This is a genomic window from Pseudomonas sp. 3JA, from assembly GCF_036961705.1.
Taxonomy (GTDB): Bacteria; Pseudomonadota; Gammaproteobacteria; order Pseudomonadales; family Pseudomonadaceae; genus Aquipseudomonas; species Aquipseudomonas fluorescens_Q.
In genome coordinates this window covers 15,237-35,684 of the sequence record NZ_JBAMDJ010000020.1, presented here as the reverse complement: position 1 = coordinate 35,684, position 20,448 = coordinate 15,237, and the positions used below count along the sequence as shown (strand labels likewise).

Genomic DNA, 20,448 nt, shown 5'->3' with positions numbered 1-20,448 from the left:
TTGGCGTTTGCAGCGGCTATGGGCGAATTTGAGCTGATCCGTCACTACTTCGCCGCCGCGCCTTGTGCGCAGGGCGGCGAGGGCGTTGCGCTGGGGATCGGCGACGACTGCGCCCTGCTGGCCGTTCCTTCCGGGGAACAGCTGGCGGTGTCCACCGACACGCTCGTGGCCGGTGTGCATTTTCCAGACCCTTGCGAGCCGTTCCTGCTCGGCCAGCGCTCGCTGGCCGTGGCGGTCAGTGACCTGGCCGCCATGGGCGCCAACCCTTTCGCCTTTACCCTTGCCCTGACCTTGCCGACGGTGACCGCCGATTGGCTGCAAGCCTATGCCCGTGGCTTGAACCACATGGCCCAGGCCTGTGGCGTGGCGCTGGTGGGGGGGGACACCACACGTGGGCCCCTGAGCCTGACCATGACGGTGTTTGGCCACGTGCCGTCCGGCCAGGCCCTGACCCGTAGCGGCGCGCGGCCCGGCGACCTGCTGTGTGTGGGCGGCGAATTGGGCAATGCCGCCGGCGCATTGCCGCTGGTGCTCGGCCAGCGCAGCGCCGAACCTGCGATTGCCGAGCCGTTGCTGGCCCATTACTGGTCGCCACGTCCGCAGATCGACCTGGGCCTGGCGTTGCGGGGCAAGGCCAGCGCGGCGATGGATATTTCCGATGGCCTGCTGGCCGATTGCGGGCATATCGCCCAAGCGTGCGGGGTGGCCTTGCAGGTTGAACGGGACCGACTGCCGCTGTCCAACGCTCTGGTAGCGTTTCTTGGCCGGGCGGATGCCGAGCAGGCCGCCCTGAGCGGCGGTGACGATTACGTGCTGTTGTTCGCCGTGCCACCAAGCCGATTGTCGGCGTTGCAGGCCGCCGGCTGGCCGATCCACGTGATCGGCCGTGTACTGGCCGGGCAAGGCGTCACGCTGGTCGACAGCCTCGGGCACGACATCACCCCGCCAGTGCGGGGCTATCAACATTTTCGGGAGACACCGTGACAGATCATCCCAACCAGGTCCCGGCAGAGTTCGTTCCGCCTTCGGTCTGGCGCAATCCCTGGCATTTCCTGGCATTTGGCTTCGGTTCGGGTACTTTGCCCAAAGCCCCGGGCACCTGGGGCTCGCTGGTTGCGCTACCCTTCATACCGTTGTGGCAGATGTTGCCGGACTGGGGCTACTGGTTGATGCTGGGCATCACCATGCTGTTTGGCTTCTGGCTGTGTGGCAAAGTGGCGGATGACCTTCGGGTGCACGATCATGAAGGCATCGTCTGGGACGAAATGGTCGGCATGTGGATCACCTTGTGGCTGGTACCGGAAGGCTGGTATTGGTTGCTGGCGGGTTTCCTGGTGTTCCGTTTCTTCGATATCCTCAAGCCGTGGCCGATCCGCTGGATCGACAGGCATGTACACGGCGGTGTCGGTATCATGCTCGATGATGTGTTGGCCGGGGTTTTCGCCTGGCTGGCAATGCAGGGATTGGTGTGGTGTTTCACCTGAGGGAGTCAGGCATGGGCGTAAGCCGCGCACTACTGCTGTTGCTGTGTTTAGGAGCCTGTTTGGGTGCAAGGGCGGTCGAGTCGACGCCGCTGCCTGACAAGATCCGTGCGGCCAGCGAAGAGTGGGCCGATTACACCCAGGCCGATGGCCAGGGCATGGGCTGGGATATCTTGCGCGCGGTCTTCGAGCCTGAAGGCGTCAAGCTGGAGATCCGCAGCGTGCCCTACACCCGCTCGATCGGGTTGGTGCAGCGCGGCGAGGTCGACGTGCAGGTTGGCGCCTATCGGGATGAATCCGAAGGCGTGCTCTACCCGCATTGGCACTACGACGTCGATCATATCTATGCCTTGGGGCTGGCCTCCAAGCCTTCACCGACGCTGGCGACGATTGGCAACTATCGACTGGTGTGGATGCGCGGGTACGAATACAACAACTACCTGCCCAACATCCGGCGTTTCAATGAGATTCACCGCGCCGTAGGTATCTTGCCGATGCTGGCCCATGATCGTGCCGATTTTTATATCGATGCGTTGATGGAAATCCAGGATGTGCTTGCCAAGGCCGACGATCCCAAGCAATTCAAGCTTTCGCCCCTGATCAATTTGCCGCTGTACCTGGGTTTCGCCAACAACGAAAACGGCCGTACGTTGCGGGCGCTGTTCGACCGACGCATGGAAGTGCTGGTGAAGAGCGGCGAGTTGAAACCGATTTTCGAACGCTGGAAGCAACCCTATCCTTTCGACGAGAAAGGCAAGCCGCCGAAGCCATGATCAATCTTATCGATGTTCATTAGCGATAATTCAGCCTAAGCGTCTGTCGGATCGTGCTGTTACAATGCCCGCCTCTGCGAATCTCCAGTACTAGAATCAGGAGCACACCGGTGCCTGTCGTTTTTGTTGCCGCTTCCAAGCTGCCAACGCCCTTTGCGCAATTCACCATGCATGGTTTTCTCGATGAAGCCACCGGCCGCGAGCACGTTGTGCTGAGCCTGGGTGATTTCGCCGACGGTGCGCCGGTGCTGGGCCGCCTGCATTCCGAATGCCTGACAGGCGACGCCCTGTTCAGCCAGCGCTGCGATTGCGGTTCGCAACTCGAGGCCGCGCTGCAAGCCATTGCCCGTGAAGGCCGTGGTGTATTGTTGTACCTGCGCCAGGAAGGACGTGGTATCGGCTTGTTGAACAAGATCCGCGCCTATGAACTGCAAGATGGCGGCGCCGATACCGTGGAAGCCAACGAGCGCCTGGGCTTTGCCGCCGACCTGCGTGACTACAGCATTTGCTTGCCGATGCTCGAACACCTGGGTATCAAGTCCCTGCGGCTGATGACCAACAACCCACGCAAGGTCAAGGCCTTGACCGACATGGGCATCGTGGTGGCCGAGCGTGTGCCGCTGCACACCGGTCACAACCCCCACAACAAACTCTACCTGGCAACCAAGGCCAGCAAGCTCGACCACATGATGGGTAACGAGCACCAAGGCGAGGTTGACCGGGCGTGACGCGCGGTCAGGTTCGGCGGCGGCTATCGGTCAGTTGGTGGAAATACCTGGCCCTGGCCTTGCTGCCGCTGTTCGTGATCAACGCGGTGTTCGGCCAGGGCGAAGCGATTCTGCCGGTGCTGGCGATGCCGCTGTTCATTGCCGGCGTGGCGTCGATGTTTGTCAGCCTGCGATTCTTCGGGCCGTACAAGCAAGCCCTGATCGCCACCCAGAAAGCGCTCGACACGCCCGAAGAACCCCAGGCCTGGATTGACCTGGCGGCCCGTCGCCGCTCAGCCTTCCTGGTGGCCGGGCTACCGGCCTGGGTCGGTGCCCTTGCGGTGTTCGTGGGCCTGGAAGCGGTGCCGTTGATGCTGCTGGCCTTGTCGACCGCCGTGTTGTTCTACCTGTACCGCATCCCGCGCCAACTCGGCTGATGAACCGCTGGCTGGCGGTCTTGCTGCTGGCCGCCAGCGCCTCGACGATGGCCGCCTCGCGAGTTGTCAGCCTGGCGCCGTCGTTGTCGGAAATCGTCGTTGAACTGGGCTCCGCCGACCTCTTGGTGGGTGTACTGGATGGCGGTGACCGTCCGCCAATCCTTAAAGACCTGCCTTCCGTAGGGCGTTACGGCCAACTGGACATGGAACGCTTGCTCAGCCTCCAGCCCGACCTGCTCCTGCTCTGGCCCGGCAGTGTCGGCCCGGCGCAGCGCGAGCAACTCAAGGGCTTGGGTATTCCCGTTTATGTCGCCGAGCCCCGCAGCCTCGACCAACTAATCGCGCAAATTGAAGACATTGCCATGCAACTCGGCCGCCCGGAGCGGGGCGCGCCGTGGGCGGCGCAGTTGCGTGTGCGTCTGGAGGCGTTACGCCAGCGCTATCGAGGGGACCCGCCGTTGCCGGTGTTCTATCAGGTCTGGGACCGGCCGCTGTACACCGTCGGGGGCGGGCAGATCATCAGTGATGCGCTGGCGGTGTGCGGCGCTCGCAACGTCTTCGCTGACCTGAGCGTGCCGGCCCCGCAGGTGAGTGTGGAAGCGGTGCTGCAACGCAATCCGCAGGTCATCCTGGCCACGGAGCAGGCGCAGCTCGATGCCTGGAAAACCTGGCCGGTGGCGCAGGGGCGGTTGTTGCTGGTCAATGACAAGGGGCTGGAGCGGCCCAGTGGGCAGATGATCGAGGCGACGGCGCGGCTATGTGAGTTGATTGCGCCAGACAGATAGATTGCGGCGGGCCCAATCGCGAGCAAGCTCGCGATGAGGCCCGCCCAAACACCACAAATTCCAGATCAGAGGGCGGGGGTCCAAGTCACCCCAAGCAACCAGGTCCGACCTTCCTCCCGATACCCATACTGGCCTCCATCATGGCTATACAGCGCTCGGCTGTAACCCTTGTCCAGCAGGTTATCCACCTTCATCTCCAGCTTGACCTCCCGGGTCAACGCCCAGCTGCCGCGCAGCCCGAGCAAGGCATAGCCACCCAGGGCATTGCGGTTGTTTTCATCGTCATAGCTGCCACTCACCGCTTGCCAGGTGGCGCCCAGGCCCAGACGGTCGAATTGCCGGTCCAGGTCCAGGCTCAAGGTCCGCCGGGCGCGGCGTGCCAGAGTGTGGCCGCTGTCGCGGTCACGTGGGTCGATGATGGCCAGGCCCAGGTTGCCCTGCCAGCCGAACACATCCTGCAGGTAGGCCATCTCAAAACCGTTGATCCGCGCCGAGGCAACGTTCTGTGGGCGTGAGTTACTGCCAAAGATGATCGCGTCTTCCAGGTCCGTGCGGTAAAGCGAGGTCTCCAGGCGGGCGCTGTCGCTCAGTTGGCTGCGCCATTGCAGCTCGTAGCTTTTCGCCGTTTCAGGTTTCAGGTCAGGATTGCTGAAGTCCGGGTAGTACAGGTCGTTGAAGGTCGGCGCGCGGAAGCTTTCGCTGTAGGTCAGCAACAGGTCGTTGTCCGGGTTGATCGGCAGGGTAAGCGTGCCGCTCCAACTGTTCTGGCCGCCAAACTGCTGATTCTGGTCGCGACGCAGGCCCAGTTCGGTGGAGAACGTTTCGGCCTGGAAGCGGTGCTGGATGAACGCGGCACGGTTCCAGCGGCTGTCTTCGTCGAACGGCGTGCTGCTGTTGACCCGGTCCTGATACCAGTCGCCGCCGACGATCAGGCTGTTGCGCTCGTTCAGCGTCACGTCGTTCTGCCAGGTCACGGAATCGCGGTAGGTGTTGAACACTTCGCGGACATCGCTGAGCTTGTCGAAGGTTTTTTCACGGTTCTCGCTGTGGCCCAGTTCCAGGCGTGACTTCCAGGCCTCGTTGATTCGCCCGTCCACATAGGTGCTGAAGCTGCTCACCGCAAACTCACTGTAGGGTTGCTGGGGCAGGGACTCGAACGTGGCCGGATCGAAGCGGCCGAATGGGTTGTCGTATTCGCTTTTGCCGCGGTTATCCAGCAGGTTCAGGCCAACTTCCAGGTCATCGCTGGCCGCATGGCTCAGGCTCAGGCTGAAGGACTGGTTGCGATTGGCATCGTCGTCGCGATCGCTGGCGTAGGACTCGTGGGTCCGATTGCTTCCGGCGCTGTCGTCGAGGCTGGCGCCGAGGTTGAAACGGGTCTGCTCGTCGCCGCCGGACAGGCCCAGGCTGCGCTCCCAGGTCTGGTGGCTGCCGACCCCCATATGCAGGCGCGGTTGCAGGCCCTGGGTGTTGCCGCGCCGGGTGAAAATCTGGATCACCCCACCCACCGCATCGGCACCGTAGATCACCGAACGCGAACCGCGCAGCACTTCCACGCGCTCGATCTGGTTGATGTTCAAGCGCTGCAGGTTACTGTCGCCGGAGGTGGCATTGCCGATGCGCTGGCCGTCCACCAATACCAGGCTCTGGGCCGATTTGGTGCCGCGGATGTAAACCCCCGGCAGGCTGCCGCGCCCACCCAGCGGAGCCACCTGCACGCCTGGCACACGGCTGAGCAAGTCAGTGACACTGGCCGGCTGCAAGCGATCGATGTCGTCGCGGGTGAACACGGTATTGGCGGCGCTGCTGTCGTTGCGGGCCTCGACCTGGCGGTTGGCGCTGATCACGATGTCGGGCAGCTTCAGGGCCTGGTCGCGCTCAAAGGTGTCGGCCAGCAGTTCGGGGGTTGGCAGCAGGGTAAGGGTGAGGGCGAGGCGCAGTTTCATGGGGTTCCGGACATTTCTGGTCTGCACAAACCCCTTGTGGGAGCGAGCTTGCTCGCGATGGCGCAAGATCAGTCAAGTCATCCATTGGCTGACACACCGCTATCGCTAGCAAGCTCGCTCCCACAGGGAGTTTGTGTTGGCTGAACTTACAGGCCCAACAACTGCAACCGCTGGCGCACCGCCGCTTCGATCCCCACCTCGTCCAATCCACATTCGGCCAGCATCTGCGCCGGCTTGGCGTGTTCGACATAGAGGTCCGGCAAGCCCAGGTGCAACACCGACTTGAGGATGTTGTCCCGGGCCAGGAATTCGCTGACTGCCGCGCCGGCACCGCCCATGATGGCGTTTTCCTCGAGGGTCACCAGCAGGTCATGGCTGCCGGCCATCTCGCGCACCAGGGCTTCGTCCAGAGGTTTGACGAAGCGCATGTCCACCACGGTGGCATCCAGGGTTTCTGCGACTTTCAAGGCCTCGGCCAGTTGCACGCCGAACACCAGCAGGGCGGTTTGCTTGCCCTGGCGGCGAATCACGCCCTTGCCGATCTCGATGGGCTCAAGGTCGGGCGAGATCGTCGCGTTCGGGCCGGTGCCACGCGGGTAACGCACTGCCGCCGGGCCATTGAACAGGTGGCCGGTGGTGAGCATCTTGCGCAGCTCGTTTTCATCGCTCGGGGTCATCACCAGCATGCCGGGGATGCAGCGCAGGAACGACAGGTCGAAGCTGCCGGCGTGGGTCGGGCCGTCTTCGCCCACCAGGCCGGCGCGGTCGATGGCGAACAGCACGTCGAGGTTCTGTACGGCGACGTCATGAATCAGTTGGTCGTAGGCCCGTTGCAGGAACGTCGAATAGATCGCCACCACCGGTTTGGCGCCTTCACAGGCCATGCCGGCGGCGAGGGTCACGGCGTGCTGCTCGGCAATCGCCACGTCGAAATAGCGTTGCGGGTAGCGTTCGCTGAAGGCCACCAGGTCCGAGCCTTCTTTCATCGCCGGGGTGATGCCCACCAGGCGCGGGTCGGCGGCGGCCATGTCGCACAGCCATTGGCCGAAGACACCGGAGTACTTTGGTCCGCCGGCCTTTTTCGGCGCGGCCGCCGGAGCGTCCAGGGGTTCGAGCTTGGTGATGGCGTGGTAGCCGATCGGGTCGACTTCCGCTGGGGCGAAGCCTTTGCCTTTCTTGGTGACCACGTGCAGGAACTGCGGGCCCTTGAGGTCGCGCATGTTGCGCAGGGTGGCGATCAGCGTGGGCAGGTCATGGCCGTCGATGGGGCCGATGTAGTTCCAGCCCAGTTCTTCGAACAGCGTGCCGGGGACCAGCATGCCCTTGGCGTATTCTTCGGTGCGGCGGGCGATTTCCCAGGCGCCGGGCAGGCGCGACAGCACTTTCTTGCTGCCTTCGCGCATGCTGGCGTAGGTGCGGCTGGAGAGGATCTTGGCCAGGTAGTTGGACAAACCGCCAACGTTGCGCGAGATCGACATGTCGTTGTCGTTGAGGATCACCAGCATGTTGGCGTCGACTTCCGGCGCGTGGTTCAGCGCCTCGAAGGCCATGCCCGCGGTCAGTGCGCCGTCGCCGATCACGGCAATGGCCTTGCGCTCGCTGTTTTGCAGACGGGCGGCAATCGCCATGCCCAGGGCGGCGCTGATGGAGGTGCTGGAGTGACCGACGCCAAAGGTGTCGTATTCGCTCTCGGAGCGACGCGGGAAGGCGGCGATACCGTCCTTCTGACGCAGCGTGCCCATGCGCTCGCGACGACCGGTGAGGATCTTGTGCGGGTAGGCCTGGTGCCCGACGTCCCACACCAGCCGGTCGTCCGGGGTGTCGAACACGTAATGCAGCGCGATCGTCAGCTCGATGACGCCCAGGCCCGCGCCGAAGTGCCCACCGGTCTGGCCGACCGTGTAGAGCAGTTCCAGGCGCAACTCATCGGCCAGGGTTTCCAGCTCGGCTTCACCCAGGCGACGCAGGCCGTCCGGCGTGTTGGCGCGGTCCAGCAGGGGCGTGGTCGGGCGCTTGCGGGGAATCTCTTGAAACGTCGTGGGCATCAGGCGAATCGTTATAGGTATAGAAAGAGGCGGCAGTTTACCTTATGGATCGCAAGCTGCCCACGCGTTGGCCGGAACTTGGCCGATACGCACTTATGAATGGGTTGACCCTGTATCAGCTGCGTCGTTCGACGATATAGCGCGCCAAGTCGCGCAACGGCTCGGCCGCCGCGTCAAAGGGTCGCAGCGCGGCCAGGGCCTGGTCGCGCAGCTCCAGGGCGTAGGCCTTGGCGGCGTCGAGGCCGAGCAGGGCCGGATAGGTCGGTTTATCGCGGGCGATGTCGGCACCCTGGCGCTTGCCCAGGGTCTGGGTATCGCTTTCGACGTCGAGGATGTCGTCCTGCACCTGGAACGCCAGGCCGATGGCTCGGGCGTAGGTCTGCAAGGCTTGCAACTGGGCGGGCGTGGCCCGGCCGCTGGCCAGGGCGCCGAGCCGGACGCTGGCCTCGATCAAGGCGCCGGTCTTGTGCCGGTGCATGTATTCCAGGGCGCTCTGGTCCAGCTTCAGGCCCACCGAGCCCAAATCGATGGCCTGGCCGCCGACCATTCCCGCAGGGCCTGCCGCCAGCGCCAGGGCACTGACCATGTCCAGGCGAACCTGCGCCGGGCAATCGCTCAGGGCCGGATCCAGCAGGGCGCTGAACGCCAGGCTCTGCAGGCCGTCGCCGGCCAGGATCGCGCAGGCTTCGTCGAATTGCTTGTGGGTGGTGGGCTGGCCGCGACGCAGGTCGTCGTCGTCCATGGCCGGCAAATCGTCATGCACCAGCGAATACGCGTGGATCAACTCCACCGCACAGGCGGCGCCGTTGGCTTGCTCGGCCTGGCCGCCCAAGGCTTCGCACGCGGCGTAGGCCAACAGCGGCCGTACACGCTTGCCGCCGTTCATCACGCTGTAGCGCATGGCTTCGTACAGGCGCGCCAGCTCCGGGCTCGGGGCGCTGAACAAGCTATCCAATGCAGCATTGACCCGGGCCTGGCTGCTGGCCTGATAGGCGCCGATCATTCAGGCTGTTCCGCGTCGAAAGGCTCTTCGGTCAGCTCGCCGTCGCGCTCGAGCAGCAATTGCACCTTCTGCTCGGCCTGGGCCAGCGCCGCCTGGCAGTCGCGAGTCAAGCCGATACCCTGCTCGAAGGCGGTCAGCGAGTCTTCCAGCGACAATTCGCCGTTCTCCAGCCGTTCCACCAGCGTTTGCAGGTCGGCCAGAGATTGTTCGAAATCCAGTGCAGCTTTTTTGCGGGCCATGGCGGCTATTCCGGTTGACTGTTAAACCGGCGCGACACTAGCAGACATGGGGTGTTGGGGCAAATCAGGGCAGGCGGGATCGACGCGGGACAACGGGCTTGCACCGACCTGCTTTTGTGGCGAGGGAGCTTGCTCCCGCTCGGCTGCGCAGCAGTCGCAATCCGGTTCAGCCCCCGCAGGTTGGGGCCGCTTCGCAGCCCAGCGGGAGCAAGCTCCCTCGCCACGGAATTTCAGCGGGCCGGATAACTGACCCGATACCGCGTACTGCGCCCACCGCCGGGCATTCGCTCCAGGCAGCCTTTCTCCAGCAGTTCGGCGAGATGGCGGGTTGCCGTCGCCTTGGAAACCTTCGCCACTGCTTGGTATTGGGCTGCGCCGATTCCGCCCTCGAAGCCTTTTTCACCGCCATCGAGCATTCGGTTGAGTACCTTGATCTGCTCAGGCGTAAGCGCGCTGTTGCGATGAACTTGCCAGAATCTCGCTTTGCAAAACACGCTGTCGATCCGCTTCATCGCCTGCTGGAGGCTGCGCAACAACGTCTGCAGAAACCAGGTCAGCCAGGCGGTGATATCCAGTGTGGCCTTCTGGCTGTTCTCCAGAATCCGGTAATAACCGGCGCGGTCGTCGAGGATGCTCACGGACATGGCGTAGAAACGGATTGCCTGGGCCTCGCCCTGGGCCAGTGCCAGGTCGGTCAGGGTGCGGGTCAGGCGGCCATTGCCATCGTCGAATGGATGCAGGGTGACGAACCAGAAATGAGCGATGCCAGCACGCAACAATGGATCGAGGTCGGCCTGATGACGACTGGTCTCGAACCAGTCGATGAACGTTTGCAATTGCTGTTCAAGACCCTGGCGGGGAGGAGCCTCGAAGTGAACGGTGGGGCGGTCCAACCTGCCAGAGACTACCTGCATCGGTTCGTCACCGCGCAGCGTGCCTACGCGGATCTGTCGGTGGGCAAAGTCGCTGGTTTGATCAGGAAACAACCACTCATGCCATTCCAGCAAGCGTTCGACAGTCAGGGGCTGGTTGAAATGCCGGGTAGCGTCCAGCAAGAGGTTCGCCAAGCCTTCGCTGCGTTGGCTGACCGGCGTGTCGTCGCCTTGTTCCAGGCCGAGGCGGCGGGCCAGGGACGAGCGCACCGAGCCGACATTCAGTTGCTCTCCTTCGATAGCCGAGGAGGTCACGATGTTTTGCAGCAAGGTATCCAGTTCGCTCTGGGCACTGAGCGAAGCCGCGACCGCGCCCGTCATGCCGAGCAACTGGCCTTGGGTCTGCACGCATTCGCGAAGCAGCGGTGCCAGTGCTTCAGCTTGCCAGCGGAAACCGGGCCAGTCGGGCTGTTGCCAGATCCAATGGGGTGCCATGCGCCTGTCCAAAGATGAGTGAGCCGAATAATAGCGCTATTCGGCTCATTTCGTGAGCCGAATACGCCTGCTATTCGGCTCACGCACCTCTCAGTACGTGATTTCCCACACAGAATCGCGCGTTCCCCGATTGTTAATAATTCGCCGAATCGCTAACCTTCGCGCCATCTACAGCCCCGTTGCGACGGGGCCTTCAGACGAAGCCCGAATAATGACAAGCAGCGCTGAGGATCAGCGCCGGGTTGCGTCGTGCATGGCAGGAGGCATACGTGCGTTTTCTTTCTTTATTGATCGTGTTGCTCGGCGCGCCGTTGGCGTGGGCGCAGCCTTCTGCCGAGATGTCGGAGCCGGTGGGCGGTTGGCGCTACAGCGGCTTGCTCGATCGCACTGAAAACCCGCAGGTCGCCTATCCCACGCCGCCCATCGACCGGGGCGTGCAGCGCAACCGCACGATGATCGAGGGCCGGCTCAAGGCCATGGGCACGGCTCGCCAGCCCCATAGCCTGGCGGTCAACGGCAATCCACTGAATCTCTACACCGACGACGAGGGGCGTTTCGCCCGGCCGTATGCGTTCGGCGCCGGCTCCAACAGCGTCGAGGTGCGCAGCTCCGAAGGCCAGTCCCTCAAGCGCGTGCAATTCTATGAAGCCAACAACCTGCGCACGCCCGCGCAGATCCGCGTGGTGCTGGGCTGGGACGACCCCAAGGCCGAACTCGATCTGCATATCGTCACACCCGACGGCCAGCATGCGTTCTTCGGCCGGCCGGCGCTGACCAATGGTGGCGGCCTCGACCCGGATGGCGTCGATGGCCCGGGCCCTGAAATGTTCACCATGACCGCGCGGATGCACGGCACCTACCTGGTCTACGTGAACTACTGGGGCAACTACGGCAGCGGTGGCTACAACTTTGACGAGACCAGCAACGACAACGAGGTGATCACCTCGCAGATCAACCTGGTGCTCAATGAAAACACCGTCGATGAAAAACGCGAGACCTTTGTCGTGCCCCTGCGCGCCATTGGCGATCTGCTGCTGGTCAAGACTTTCAACTACTAACGCTCCACGGATGAACAGGCCCTTGTGAATATGAGCGACAACACTGCTTCCCCGACCACGCCGACACCTGTCGCTAAACCTGTGCGCCGTTGGCCGGCGATACTGATCGGGCTGTGCCTGGTAGCAGGTGTGGCCGCCGGGTTGGGCTGGTTCATGACCAAGCCCAAGGCGCCGCCCATGGCGTTGGCGTTGGAAAAGCTCGGCCTGAGCCGCCCCGACGGCTTGCTCGAGGCGCATTCCCTGAGCCAGTTGCCCAAGGACCTGTTGGCTGTGCCGTTCCTCAAGGCCACGCTCACCGAAGACTTCGTCTTCTATTACGAGGCCCACGCCGACCGCCTCGGGCTGATGGGCAGCCTGCGCCGGATCATCTACGAGCATGACCTCAAGTTGCAGGACAGCCTGATCGAGGAGCTTTTAGACCAGCCAGCCGATGTGGCGCTGTGGCGCGGTGCCGACGGTCGCCTCAAGGATTTTCTGTTGGTAATGGATCGCGGCGGGTTGGCCAAGGTGCTGGAGCCATTGGCCAAGGTCGCCCTGGATGATACGCAACTGAGCAAGCTCAGCGACCTGAAAGTCGGCGGTGATGACGTCGCGCTGTACCAGCTCAGCTACAACGCCAGCAAATCCCTGCTCTTCGCTTCCCATGGCGACAAGCTGGTGGTGTTGTCCAACCCGGCGAAACTCTATGACCCGGCCAACGGCCCGTCGGATGAGCGCGGCAGCGTGTCGACGACTGCCCTGGCCGCCTTGCTCAATGGCGACAAACTGTTTCCCGAAGCCTTCGGCCTGCCGCCCAAGGCGCCGGAGGTCAAGCAACGTATTTCGGTCAATGCCAATGTGCTGGCCATGGGTTACCAGCGTTTCATTCCGAACTTCGCCGGGCTGCGCTTCGACATGGACGACAAGGGCTGGCACAGCTTCCTGGCCATGGACGAGCTGGAAAACCAGCCGGACTTCGACTTCAAGCCGATCTGGCAAGCCATGCCCATGGGCGCCAGCGCCTGCGTTGCCTTGCCGTTGGCCGCAGAACCGCAGAAGCCGCTATTGGTGAAACTTGGCGCCGACGAAAAAGCTGCCCAGGCCATGGTCGACCATGTGGCCGGCGCGGCAGGCCTGTGCTGGTACGCCGATTCGCGGTTGTATACACCGCTGCTGGTGGCGAGCTTGAACGAAGACGACGGCAAGCTCGACGCGGATTTGGGCAAACTGTTTGGCTCGATGGTGGGCGCCTATGAGAACAATGCCGCCGAGCACGTGTTCCCGGTCGTCGAGAAACAGGGAGGCGCGATGCATCAATGGCAGCGCCAGGTCAGCTCCAACTTCGGCCCTTACCTGGCCAAGGACTCGCTGCAACCGGACGCCATCACCGGCAAGGCATTCCTGCGCGTCAGCCTGGCGCGTCATGGTTCGACCCTGCTGTTCTCCCTCGACGACAAGCTGGTGGACAAGGCCCTCGGCACCCTCGACAAGCGCTTCCCACCCATGGCCGACGTGGTGCCCAAGGATGTGCTGATGCCGATTTATTTCGGCCCGGATTCCATGGCGCAACTGATGCAGCGTGAAACCCTCGACAGCTTGCCCCAGGACATGGAACCGGTGTTCTACAACGCCGCGCAAACCTACCTCATCCCGAAACTGCGCACCCTGGGCGGCTATGGCAAGTACGCCCTGACGTTGCCTGCCGGCAGCGAGCCGGACGGGCACTGGCAGTGGCTGCCACTGGAATGGAAAGCGCTGTGACAGGACTGATCCGCAACCCCGGATGGGCGCTGCTGCTGGCACTGCTGTGGGGTGGGCCGGCGCTGGCCGTCGAGACGCCGCTTTCCGTCGCGGCGCGGCCTTCCGTTGAGGCGCCGCCGCTGGATGTGCAGCAATCCCAGGTGTTTCGTGCCTGGTTCGTGCGCATCGCCGAGGAGCAGTTGACCAAAGGCCCGAGCCCGCGCTGGTACCAGCAAGACTGCGCCGGCCTGGTGCGGTTCGCCGCCAACGAGGCGCTGAAGGTCCACAACGATAAGTGGCTGCGCAGCAATGGCCTGTCCAACCGCTACCTGCCGCCGGAGCTCGAACTCAGTGACGCCCAGCGGCGCCTGGCCCAGCAATGGCAGCAGGGCGGCGGCAAGGTCGGGCCCTACGTCAACGCCATCAAGCTGATCCAGTTCAACAGTCGCCTGGTGGGCCGCGATGTCGCCCAGGCCCGTCCCGGCGACCTGATGTTCTTCGATCAGGGCGACGACCAGCACCTGATGATCTGGATGGGCCGCTACATCGCCTATCACACCGGCACCACAACCCCTACCGACAACGGCATGCGCTCCGCAAGCCTGCAACAACTCATGAACTGGAAGGACACCCGATGGATACCCGACGCAGCCAACCCCAACTTCATCGGCGTCTATCGACTCAACTTTCTCTCCCAATGACCGGTGCTCGCATGCTGCGCTTGTGTTCAAAATTGCCCCTGCTGTTTGCCTTGTTGCTGGCCCCCCTCGTGAACGCCGAAGACACGGTGGCGCCCAGCGGCTACACGCCGGTGGCCGGTGAAAGTTTCTTCCTGCTGGCCGACAGCAGCTTTGCCAGCGATGAGCAGGCCATGGTCCGCCTCGAAGCGCCGGGCCGCGACTACCGCCGGTTCCGCATGGAGCCCTACGGCGGCGCCGATATCCGCGTCTACCGCATCGACAAGCCGCTGGATTTCCTCAAGCGCCAGAAGAACCTGCACCGCGTGGTCAGCGACGGCCAGTTCAAGGGCGAAGGCCTGTCGAACACCCTCGCGTACCTGTGGGACAACTGGTACCGCAAGTCTCGTCGAGTGATGCAACGGGCGTTTTCCTACGAGTCCCGCCAGCAAGTCACCGAAGAAGTGCCGGAACTGAAGATCGGTGACGCCCTGGTCGCGCCGACACCGTATGAAGCACCGCCACAATTCGCCTTGATCCCGGGCTTGCCGGTGGTCAGCCAGTTCCGTTATCCGCTCTGGGAAGCCAAGCCGATCCAGCCGCCTGCGGGCGTCAACCTGGCCGGTTCGTCCAGTGAGTTCGTCAGCGTTGCGCCGGGCAACGTCTACGTGCCGCTGGGCCAGTTGAAGCCGGGTCTGTACCTGGTGGAAGCGCTGATCGGCAAATACCGCGCGACCACCATGGTCTTCGTCTCCAACACCGTGGCAGTGAGCAAGATTGCTGGCGATGAGTTGCTGGTCTGGGCCGCACGCAAGCATGAAGGGCGTTCGGTGCCCAAGGTCAACGTGCTGTGGACCGACGGCCTGGGCGTAATGAGCAGCGGTGCCACCGATGAAAACGGCCTGCTGCGCCTCAAACACGTCAGCCCGGAGCGTTCGTTCGTCATCGGTGAAGACGAGGAGGGCGGGGTATTCGTCTCGGAAAACTTCTACTACGACAGCGAAATCTACGACACCAAGCTCTATGCCTTCACCGACCGGCCGCTGTACCGGCCAGGGGATTGGGTATCGCTGAAAATCGTTGGTCGTGAGTTCAAGAACGCCCGTGATTCGGTGCAACCGAGCGCCGCCGACGTCAATGTCAGCGTGCTGGACGCCACCGGCACCGAGCTGCAAACCCTGGCCCTGAAGCTCGATTCCAAGGCCGGCACCCAAGGCCGTTTCCAACTGCCGGAAAACGCTGTGGCCGGTGGCTATGAACTGCGCTTGCGCTACAAGGACCAGCTCTACAGCAGCGCCTTTCGTGTAGCCGAATACATCAAGCCGCACTTCGAGATCGCCCTGAACCTGGCCAAGCAGGACTACCGCACCGGCGAACCGGTCAAGGGTAACCTCGTGCTGCTGTACCCGGACGGCAAACCGGTGGTGAATGCCACGGTGAGCCTGAGTCTGCGCGCCCAGCAACTGTCGATGGTCGATAACGAACTGCAATACCTGGGGCAATTCCCGGTCGAGCTGACCAGCAGCGAAGTGACCACCGATGCCAAGGGCAACGCGACCCTCGACCTGCCGGCCGCCGACAAACCGAGCCGCTACACCCTCACCGTGTTCGCCAGTGATGGCGCGGCGTATCGGGTCAAGACCACCAAGGAAATCCTCATCGACCGTGGCGCGGCGAATTTCCGCCTGAGTGCTCCCCAGCGGTTCAGCGCCGTCGGCCAGAAGGTGTCGTTCAGCTATGCCAACGAAGGCGGCAACGAACAAGCCAAGGCTGTGACGCCAGGCAGCTACGCCTGGGTGCGCCTGGAAGACCAGAGCACTGGCGAAGGCAAGCTGGCGGCCAAGGACAAGGGCTTCAGCCTGACCTTCGACCGTCCTGGCACCTACAACCTGACGCTCAAGGACGACCACGGCCGGGTCATTGGCGCCGCCGCCCATGCAGTGACGGGTGAAGGCATCAAGGCCGTGCCGGGCACGGTCGAGATCGTCTTCGACAAGCCTGAATACAAGACCGGTGACGAAGCGCTGGCGCTGATTACCTTCCCGGAACCGGTCAGCGATGCGCTGCTGTCGCTTGAGCGGGACAAAGTCGAGGCCACGGCGCTGCTGTCCAAGGGCGGCGACTGGCTGAAGATGGAAAAACTCAGCGACACCCAATACCGTGCGCGCATTGCCGTGAAGGATAACTTTGCGCCCAACCTGACCTTCTCGGTGCTGTACACCAAGGGCGGCCAGTACAGCTTCCAGAACGCCGGTATCAAGGTGATCACGCCGCAGATCGACGTTGCCGTCGTCACCGACAAAGCCACCTACCGCCCGGGTGACACGGTGACCGTGGACCTGAGTACCCAGTTCGCCGGTAAGGCGATCCCCGCGCACCTGACGGTCAGCGTGGTGGACGAAATGGTCTACGCCTTGCAACCGGAAGTGGCGCCGACCATCGATCAGTTCTTCTATCACCCGCGTCGCAACAACGTGCGCACCAGTGCCAGCCTGTCGTTCATCAGCTACGACGTGGCACTGCCAGGCAGTCCTGGCGCGCCGGGCAAGGCCAACCGCAGCGAACGCGGGGTCAAGGTGCTGGAGCGGCCGCGTCGTGAAGACGTCGACACCGCTGCATGGCAACCGGAACTGGTCACCGACGCCAACGGCAAGGCCCGCTTCACCTTCAAGATGCCGGACTCCCTGACCCGCTGGCGCATCACGGCCAAGGCAATTGCCGACGACGGCCAAGTGGGCCAGAAGAAGCAGTTCATCGCCTCGGAAAAACCGCTGTACCTGAAATGGAGCGGCCCGACCCGTTTCCGCACGGGCGACAAGCCACAACTGGGTCTGTTCGCGTTCAGCCAGTCTGAAAAACCACTGAAGGCCGAGCTGCTGATCCGCTACGCCGGCGCCGAACAGCGCATGGTGGTGGACCTGAAAAACGGCATCAACTACGTGGCGCTGCCGGCCCTGGAGCTGAGCAGTGGCGACTTGAACGTGCAGTTGCAATTGAACGGCGAAACCCAGGACGCCCTGGCCATGCGCTTGAACGCCAGCGGCAATGGCTGGCAAGTCACCCAGAGCCAGCGCCTCGATGTGGCGAGCGGCGACACCCCGCTGACCCTGCCGGCCGACGCCAGCGATATTCGCCTGCGCCTGGACGACAGCCCGCAAGCGTTGTTCCGTTCGGCCCTGGATGACCTGCTCAGCTACCCATACGGTGGCGTCGAGCAGACCGCCAGCCGCCTGTTGCCGTTGAGCATTGCCTATCCAACCCTGGCGTCGAACCCGCAGATCCGCGACCGCTTGCGGTTGATCATGCAAAACAGCCGCTTGCGCCTGGTGCAGATGGCCGGCCCCTCGGCGAGCTTTACCTGGTGGGGCCAGGACGGTGAGCCGGATGCATTCCTCACCGCCTATGCCTATTACGCCGACTGGCACGCCAGCAAGGCCCTGGACCTGAGCCTGCCGCCGGAACACTGGCAACGGGTGCTGGAGGTCTACGCCAAGCAGGCCGGTGATACGCCGCTGCTGCAACGGGCGTTGATCCTGTCGTTCGCCAAGCAGATGCAATTGCCGGTGAACACCTTGCTCAGCGGTCTGATGGACGACCTGGCCAAGGCCAGCGAAGACAGTAGCGAGAGCGTGCTGGACAGCGGTGAAGACAGCCTGGTCATGTACGCGCCGGATTCGGCCCTTGGCTTGGCCAGCGCCCGTGTCCTGACCGCGTCCCTGGCGAAACAGGCGAAGGTGCCGTTGCCGGCGGCCTTCAGCCGTCAAGCCGATGCGGCGCAACAGCAACTGGAGCTCAGTTCGCAGCCGTTCATCGAGGCCCTGGTGTTGTCGTTGCAGGGCTTCGATCAGGCTCGCGCCACTGCATTGCTGGAGCGTGTGTTGCCGCAGCAGTCCACCTTGGAGCGGGCCCTGGCCTTGACCTGGTTGCAGCGCAGCATCGAACAGGCAGCGCCGGCCGTGGCCCTGGCACCGGGCGAAGGCTGGGCAGCCAAGCAGGGCGCGACCGGTGAAACCTACTGGCAATGGCAGGGCGCGCAGCTTCCAACGATGCTGACCCTGACCGGCGCCCAGGAGCGTCCATTGCAAGCGGCACTGAGCTTCCAGAGCCAGCAACCGCCGGTAGCACCGATGGCCGTGTCCATCACCCGGCGCCTGTCGCGCCTGGTGCCGGGCGATGAGGCTTTCACCTTCAAGCTCGAAGCCGTGGGCAACAAACCGTTGTCCAGCGACAGCCTCTACCTGGATGAAGTGATCATCAACAGCAAGGCTGCGACGCCACTGCGCTACGGCATGCTCGAAGTGCCGCTGCCACCGGGCGCCGATGTGGAGCGCACCACCTGGGGTATCCAGTTGATGGGCAAGGCTGACAGCGAACCGATGTCCCTGGAAAAAGCCCGCTTCGAGCCCGGCCAGATGGCGTATGCGGTGCCGGTGGATGCCCTCAGTGGCGAGCTGCGCCTGCGGCACTTGGTGCGCTTCTCCCAGAAGGGCCAGTTCACCTTGCCGCCGGTGCGCTTCACCCAGGTCTACGCGCCGCAACATCAGGCGCGGGAGCAGAAACCGGCGCTTGGTCAGATCACGGTCAACTGATATGCGTTGGCCGCTGGTTGGGTGGTTGCTGTGCTTGATCCCTGCGCTGGTAACAGCGCAGGACGAGCCGTTGCGCCTGGCCTTCGACGGTCAATTGCTGCGCGTGAGCCAGACCCAGGTGCTGGATCGCCAGCCGCTGCCCGAGACCTTGCAGGCGCCGCTGGGCAGTCTGTGGAAGATCTTTGTCTACGCTTGGCTGGTGGACACCGACGCCCGTGAACCGGTGTATGAATGCCGGGGGGAGTCGAAGGAAGAGGTCTATTGCTGCACTGCCGGGCAGAGCATCGGTCGCGATCAAGCCTTGGTGAAATCTTGCGGCTTGTATTTCGAACCGCAGCGGCTCGGGCTTTCGGCCTCGGACTGGCGCGCCTATTGGCAGGCTCGTCAGGCACCGGCCTGGTTATTGGACCTGTCCATGTTGCAACCCCAGACTCAGGTGCCTGTCGCCGGACTGCTCAAGACCCTGGCCACGCTGCCGGCCCAGGACCAGGCCCGGCGGGTGTTGCTGGACGTGGTGCTCAACGCGGCGGACGGGCGACTGGTCGGTGAGTTGGGCAGCCGTCTGCGGGTCAAGACCTGGAGTTGGCTGAGCGATCAGGGGCCCTCGTCCCGTCAGGGCGGTTTCGCCGGTTGGCTGGCGGATGGCACCCCGGTATGGGCCGGTGGTCGCGGCACCAGCCAGCAGGTCTTGAAGGTCTACGGCGAAGGCTTGGCGGCGGCATTGCCATCGCGCTGGCCGGCGGAAACCGGGCGTTGCGTGGAAGTCGGCCTGTTTGCCCGTTATCCGTTGCAACGGGTAATGGCGGGCGACCGTCCAGCCTCGCCGGGCCAACTGCGCGGCGATTACCGCGTCGAATTCAGCAACGGCAATCAATTGGACATCCACAGCGATGGCGAGCTGTTCCTGATGCCCGGCAAGCTGGTGGCGCGTCTGGACCGGGAGGAGTACGTCGCCCGGGTCCTGCAACGCGAAGCCAAGGCCGAGCCTGCCGAAGCCGCCAAGGCACTGGCGGTGGCGATCCGCACCTATTTGCTGCAGAACGCCCAACGCAACGGTGATTGCCTGAGCATCGACGACAGCAGCCATCGCCAGCGTGTCGCGCCACGCCCGGCGGCGCCCGAAACCCGCGCCATTGCCGCCTGGACCAGCGACCTGGTCCTGGCCGGCACCGATGTCACCTACCACTCTGACCAGCCTGGCCCGGACAAACTGTCCTGGGCGCAAGCGGTGGAGCAAGCCAACGCCGGCCAACGCTACGACGCCATCCTGCTGCACGCCTACCCGCGCGCCAGCCTCAGCCGCTGGGACAACCCGGTGGCATCCTGCGAAGCGCTGCCCGCCGCCCAGGACTGGCTGCTGAAGCAACGGCGGGGCTGGCGTGAGCGGCTGGAAAGTGAAGTGGGCTACAACGAGATCAGCGCTTTCGCCGTCTGCCGCGTCGCCTTTGGCCGGCCTTACGTCGACCGCGAGCGCCAGCGCATCTATGTGCGCGGCGTGCTGTCGCTGCAAGACCGCCTCGACCTGACCCATGAATATCTGCACCTGGCCTTTGAAGCTCATCCCAATGGCCAGGACGAAAACTATATCGAAGGGCTCGCCCGTCACCTCTTGCTGGAATAGA

General features: G+C 63.6%; 16 protein-coding genes. 11 read left to right on the top strand and 5 right to left on the bottom strand.

The annotated features are described in order from the left end of the window. Positions 1–18: 18 nt before the first annotated feature. From thiL to V7773_RS16710, 6 genes are all read left to right on the top strand, one after another. The gene (thiL, locus tag V7773_RS16735; RefSeq protein ID WP_336074207.1) at positions 19–984 is read left to right on the top strand and encodes a thiamine-phosphate kinase; all 966 of its coding nucleotides are present in this window, start codon (positions 19–21) and stop codon (positions 982–984) included. Beyond that, positions 981–1,484: a phosphatidylglycerophosphatase A family protein gene (locus V7773_RS16730; RefSeq protein ID WP_003206020.1), complete on the top strand. Its 504-nt coding sequence runs from the start codon at positions 981–983 to the stop codon at positions 1,482–1,484. Before thiL ends, V7773_RS16730 begins: the two co-directional genes overlap by 4 nt. Positions 1,485–1,495: 11 nt before the next feature. Beyond that, positions 1,496–2,254: a substrate-binding periplasmic protein gene (locus V7773_RS16725; protein WP_092225527.1), complete on the top strand. Its 759-nt coding sequence runs from the start codon at positions 1,496–1,498 to the stop codon at positions 2,252–2,254. A 110-nt stretch (positions 2,255–2,364) separates the two neighbouring features. Beyond that, complete coding sequence (gene ribA, locus V7773_RS16720; RefSeq protein WP_030140454.1) at positions 2,365–2,982, top strand: GTP cyclohydrolase II; 618 nt, start codon at positions 2,365–2,367, stop codon at positions 2,980–2,982. Beyond that, a complete protein-coding gene (locus V7773_RS16715; RefSeq protein WP_063324171.1) occupies positions 2,979–3,398 on the top strand; it encodes a hypothetical protein in 420 nt (139 codons plus the stop codon). The genes ribA and V7773_RS16715 overlap by 4 nt, the downstream gene beginning before the upstream one ends. Further along, positions 3,398–4,183 (top strand): cobalamin-binding protein, encoded by a 786-nt coding sequence (locus tag V7773_RS16710; protein WP_442963490.1) that lies wholly within the window; start codon positions 3,398–3,400, stop codon positions 4,181–4,183. The genes V7773_RS16715 and V7773_RS16710 overlap by 1 nt, the downstream gene beginning before the upstream one ends. A 65-nt stretch (positions 4,184–4,248) precedes the next feature. Here the strand turns inward: V7773_RS16710 and V7773_RS16705 are convergent, their stop codons facing one another. The 5 genes from V7773_RS16705 to V7773_RS16685 form a co-directional block, all read right to left on the bottom strand. Further along, the gene (locus V7773_RS16705) at positions 4,249–6,129 is read right to left on the bottom strand and encodes a TonB-dependent receptor domain-containing protein (protein WP_336074205.1); all 1,881 of its coding nucleotides are present in this window, start codon (positions 6,127–6,129) and stop codon (positions 4,249–4,251) included. A 146-nt stretch (positions 6,130–6,275) separates the two neighbouring features. After that, entirely contained in the window at positions 6,276–8,174 is a 1,899-nt protein-coding gene (gene dxs / locus V7773_RS16700) for a 1-deoxy-D-xylulose-5-phosphate synthase (protein ID WP_336074204.1), read from the bottom strand. 115 nt (positions 8,175–8,289) lie between these two features. Next, positions 8,290–9,177: a (2E,6E)-farnesyl diphosphate synthase gene (gene ispA, locus V7773_RS16695; RefSeq protein ID WP_063324175.1), complete on the bottom strand. Its 888-nt coding sequence runs from the start codon at positions 9,175–9,177 to the stop codon at positions 8,290–8,292. Further along, the gene (locus V7773_RS16690; protein WP_003185917.1) at positions 9,174–9,416 is read right to left on the bottom strand and encodes an exodeoxyribonuclease VII small subunit; all 243 of its coding nucleotides are present in this window, start codon (positions 9,414–9,416) and stop codon (positions 9,174–9,176) included. The genes ispA and V7773_RS16690 overlap by 4 nt, the downstream gene beginning before the upstream one ends. A 230-nt stretch (positions 9,417–9,646) precedes the next feature. Then, positions 9,647–10,783 (bottom strand): Fic family protein, encoded by a 1,137-nt coding sequence (locus tag V7773_RS16685; RefSeq protein WP_336074203.1) that lies wholly within the window; start codon positions 10,781–10,783, stop codon positions 9,647–9,649. A gap of 269 nt (positions 10,784–11,052) precedes the next feature. On the opposite strand from V7773_RS16685, the gene V7773_RS16680 reads away from it, so the two are divergent. Genes V7773_RS16680 through V7773_RS16660 form a run of 5 tightly spaced genes read left to right on the top strand, consistent with a single transcriptional unit; the run spans position 11,053 to position 20,447 of the window. Next, positions 11,053–11,841 (top strand): YfaP family protein, encoded by a 789-nt coding sequence (locus tag V7773_RS16680; RefSeq protein ID WP_336074202.1) that lies wholly within the window; start codon positions 11,053–11,055, stop codon positions 11,839–11,841. A 30-nt stretch (positions 11,842–11,871) separates the two neighbouring features. After that, positions 11,872–13,581 (top strand): DUF2138 domain-containing protein, encoded by a 1,710-nt coding sequence (locus tag V7773_RS16675; protein ID WP_336074201.1) that lies wholly within the window; start codon positions 11,872–11,874, stop codon positions 13,579–13,581. After that, on the top strand, positions 13,566–14,261 hold the full coding sequence (locus V7773_RS16670) for a DUF1175 domain-containing protein (protein ID WP_442963489.1): 696 nt from the start codon (positions 13,566–13,568) through the stop codon (positions 14,259–14,261). The genes V7773_RS16675 and V7773_RS16670 overlap by 16 nt, the downstream gene beginning before the upstream one ends. Beyond that, positions 14,258–18,826, top strand: coding sequence for an alpha-2-macroglobulin family protein (locus V7773_RS16665; RefSeq protein ID WP_336074230.1), 4,569 nt, complete (start codon positions 14,258–14,260; stop codon positions 18,824–18,826). Before V7773_RS16670 ends, V7773_RS16665 begins: the two co-directional genes overlap by 4 nt. A gap of 1 nt (position 18,827) precedes the next feature. Then, the gene (locus V7773_RS16660; RefSeq protein WP_336074199.1) at positions 18,828–20,447 is read left to right on the top strand and encodes a DUF2300 domain-containing protein; all 1,620 of its coding nucleotides are present in this window, start codon (positions 18,828–18,830) and stop codon (positions 20,445–20,447) included. Position 20,448 lies beyond the last annotated feature (1 nt).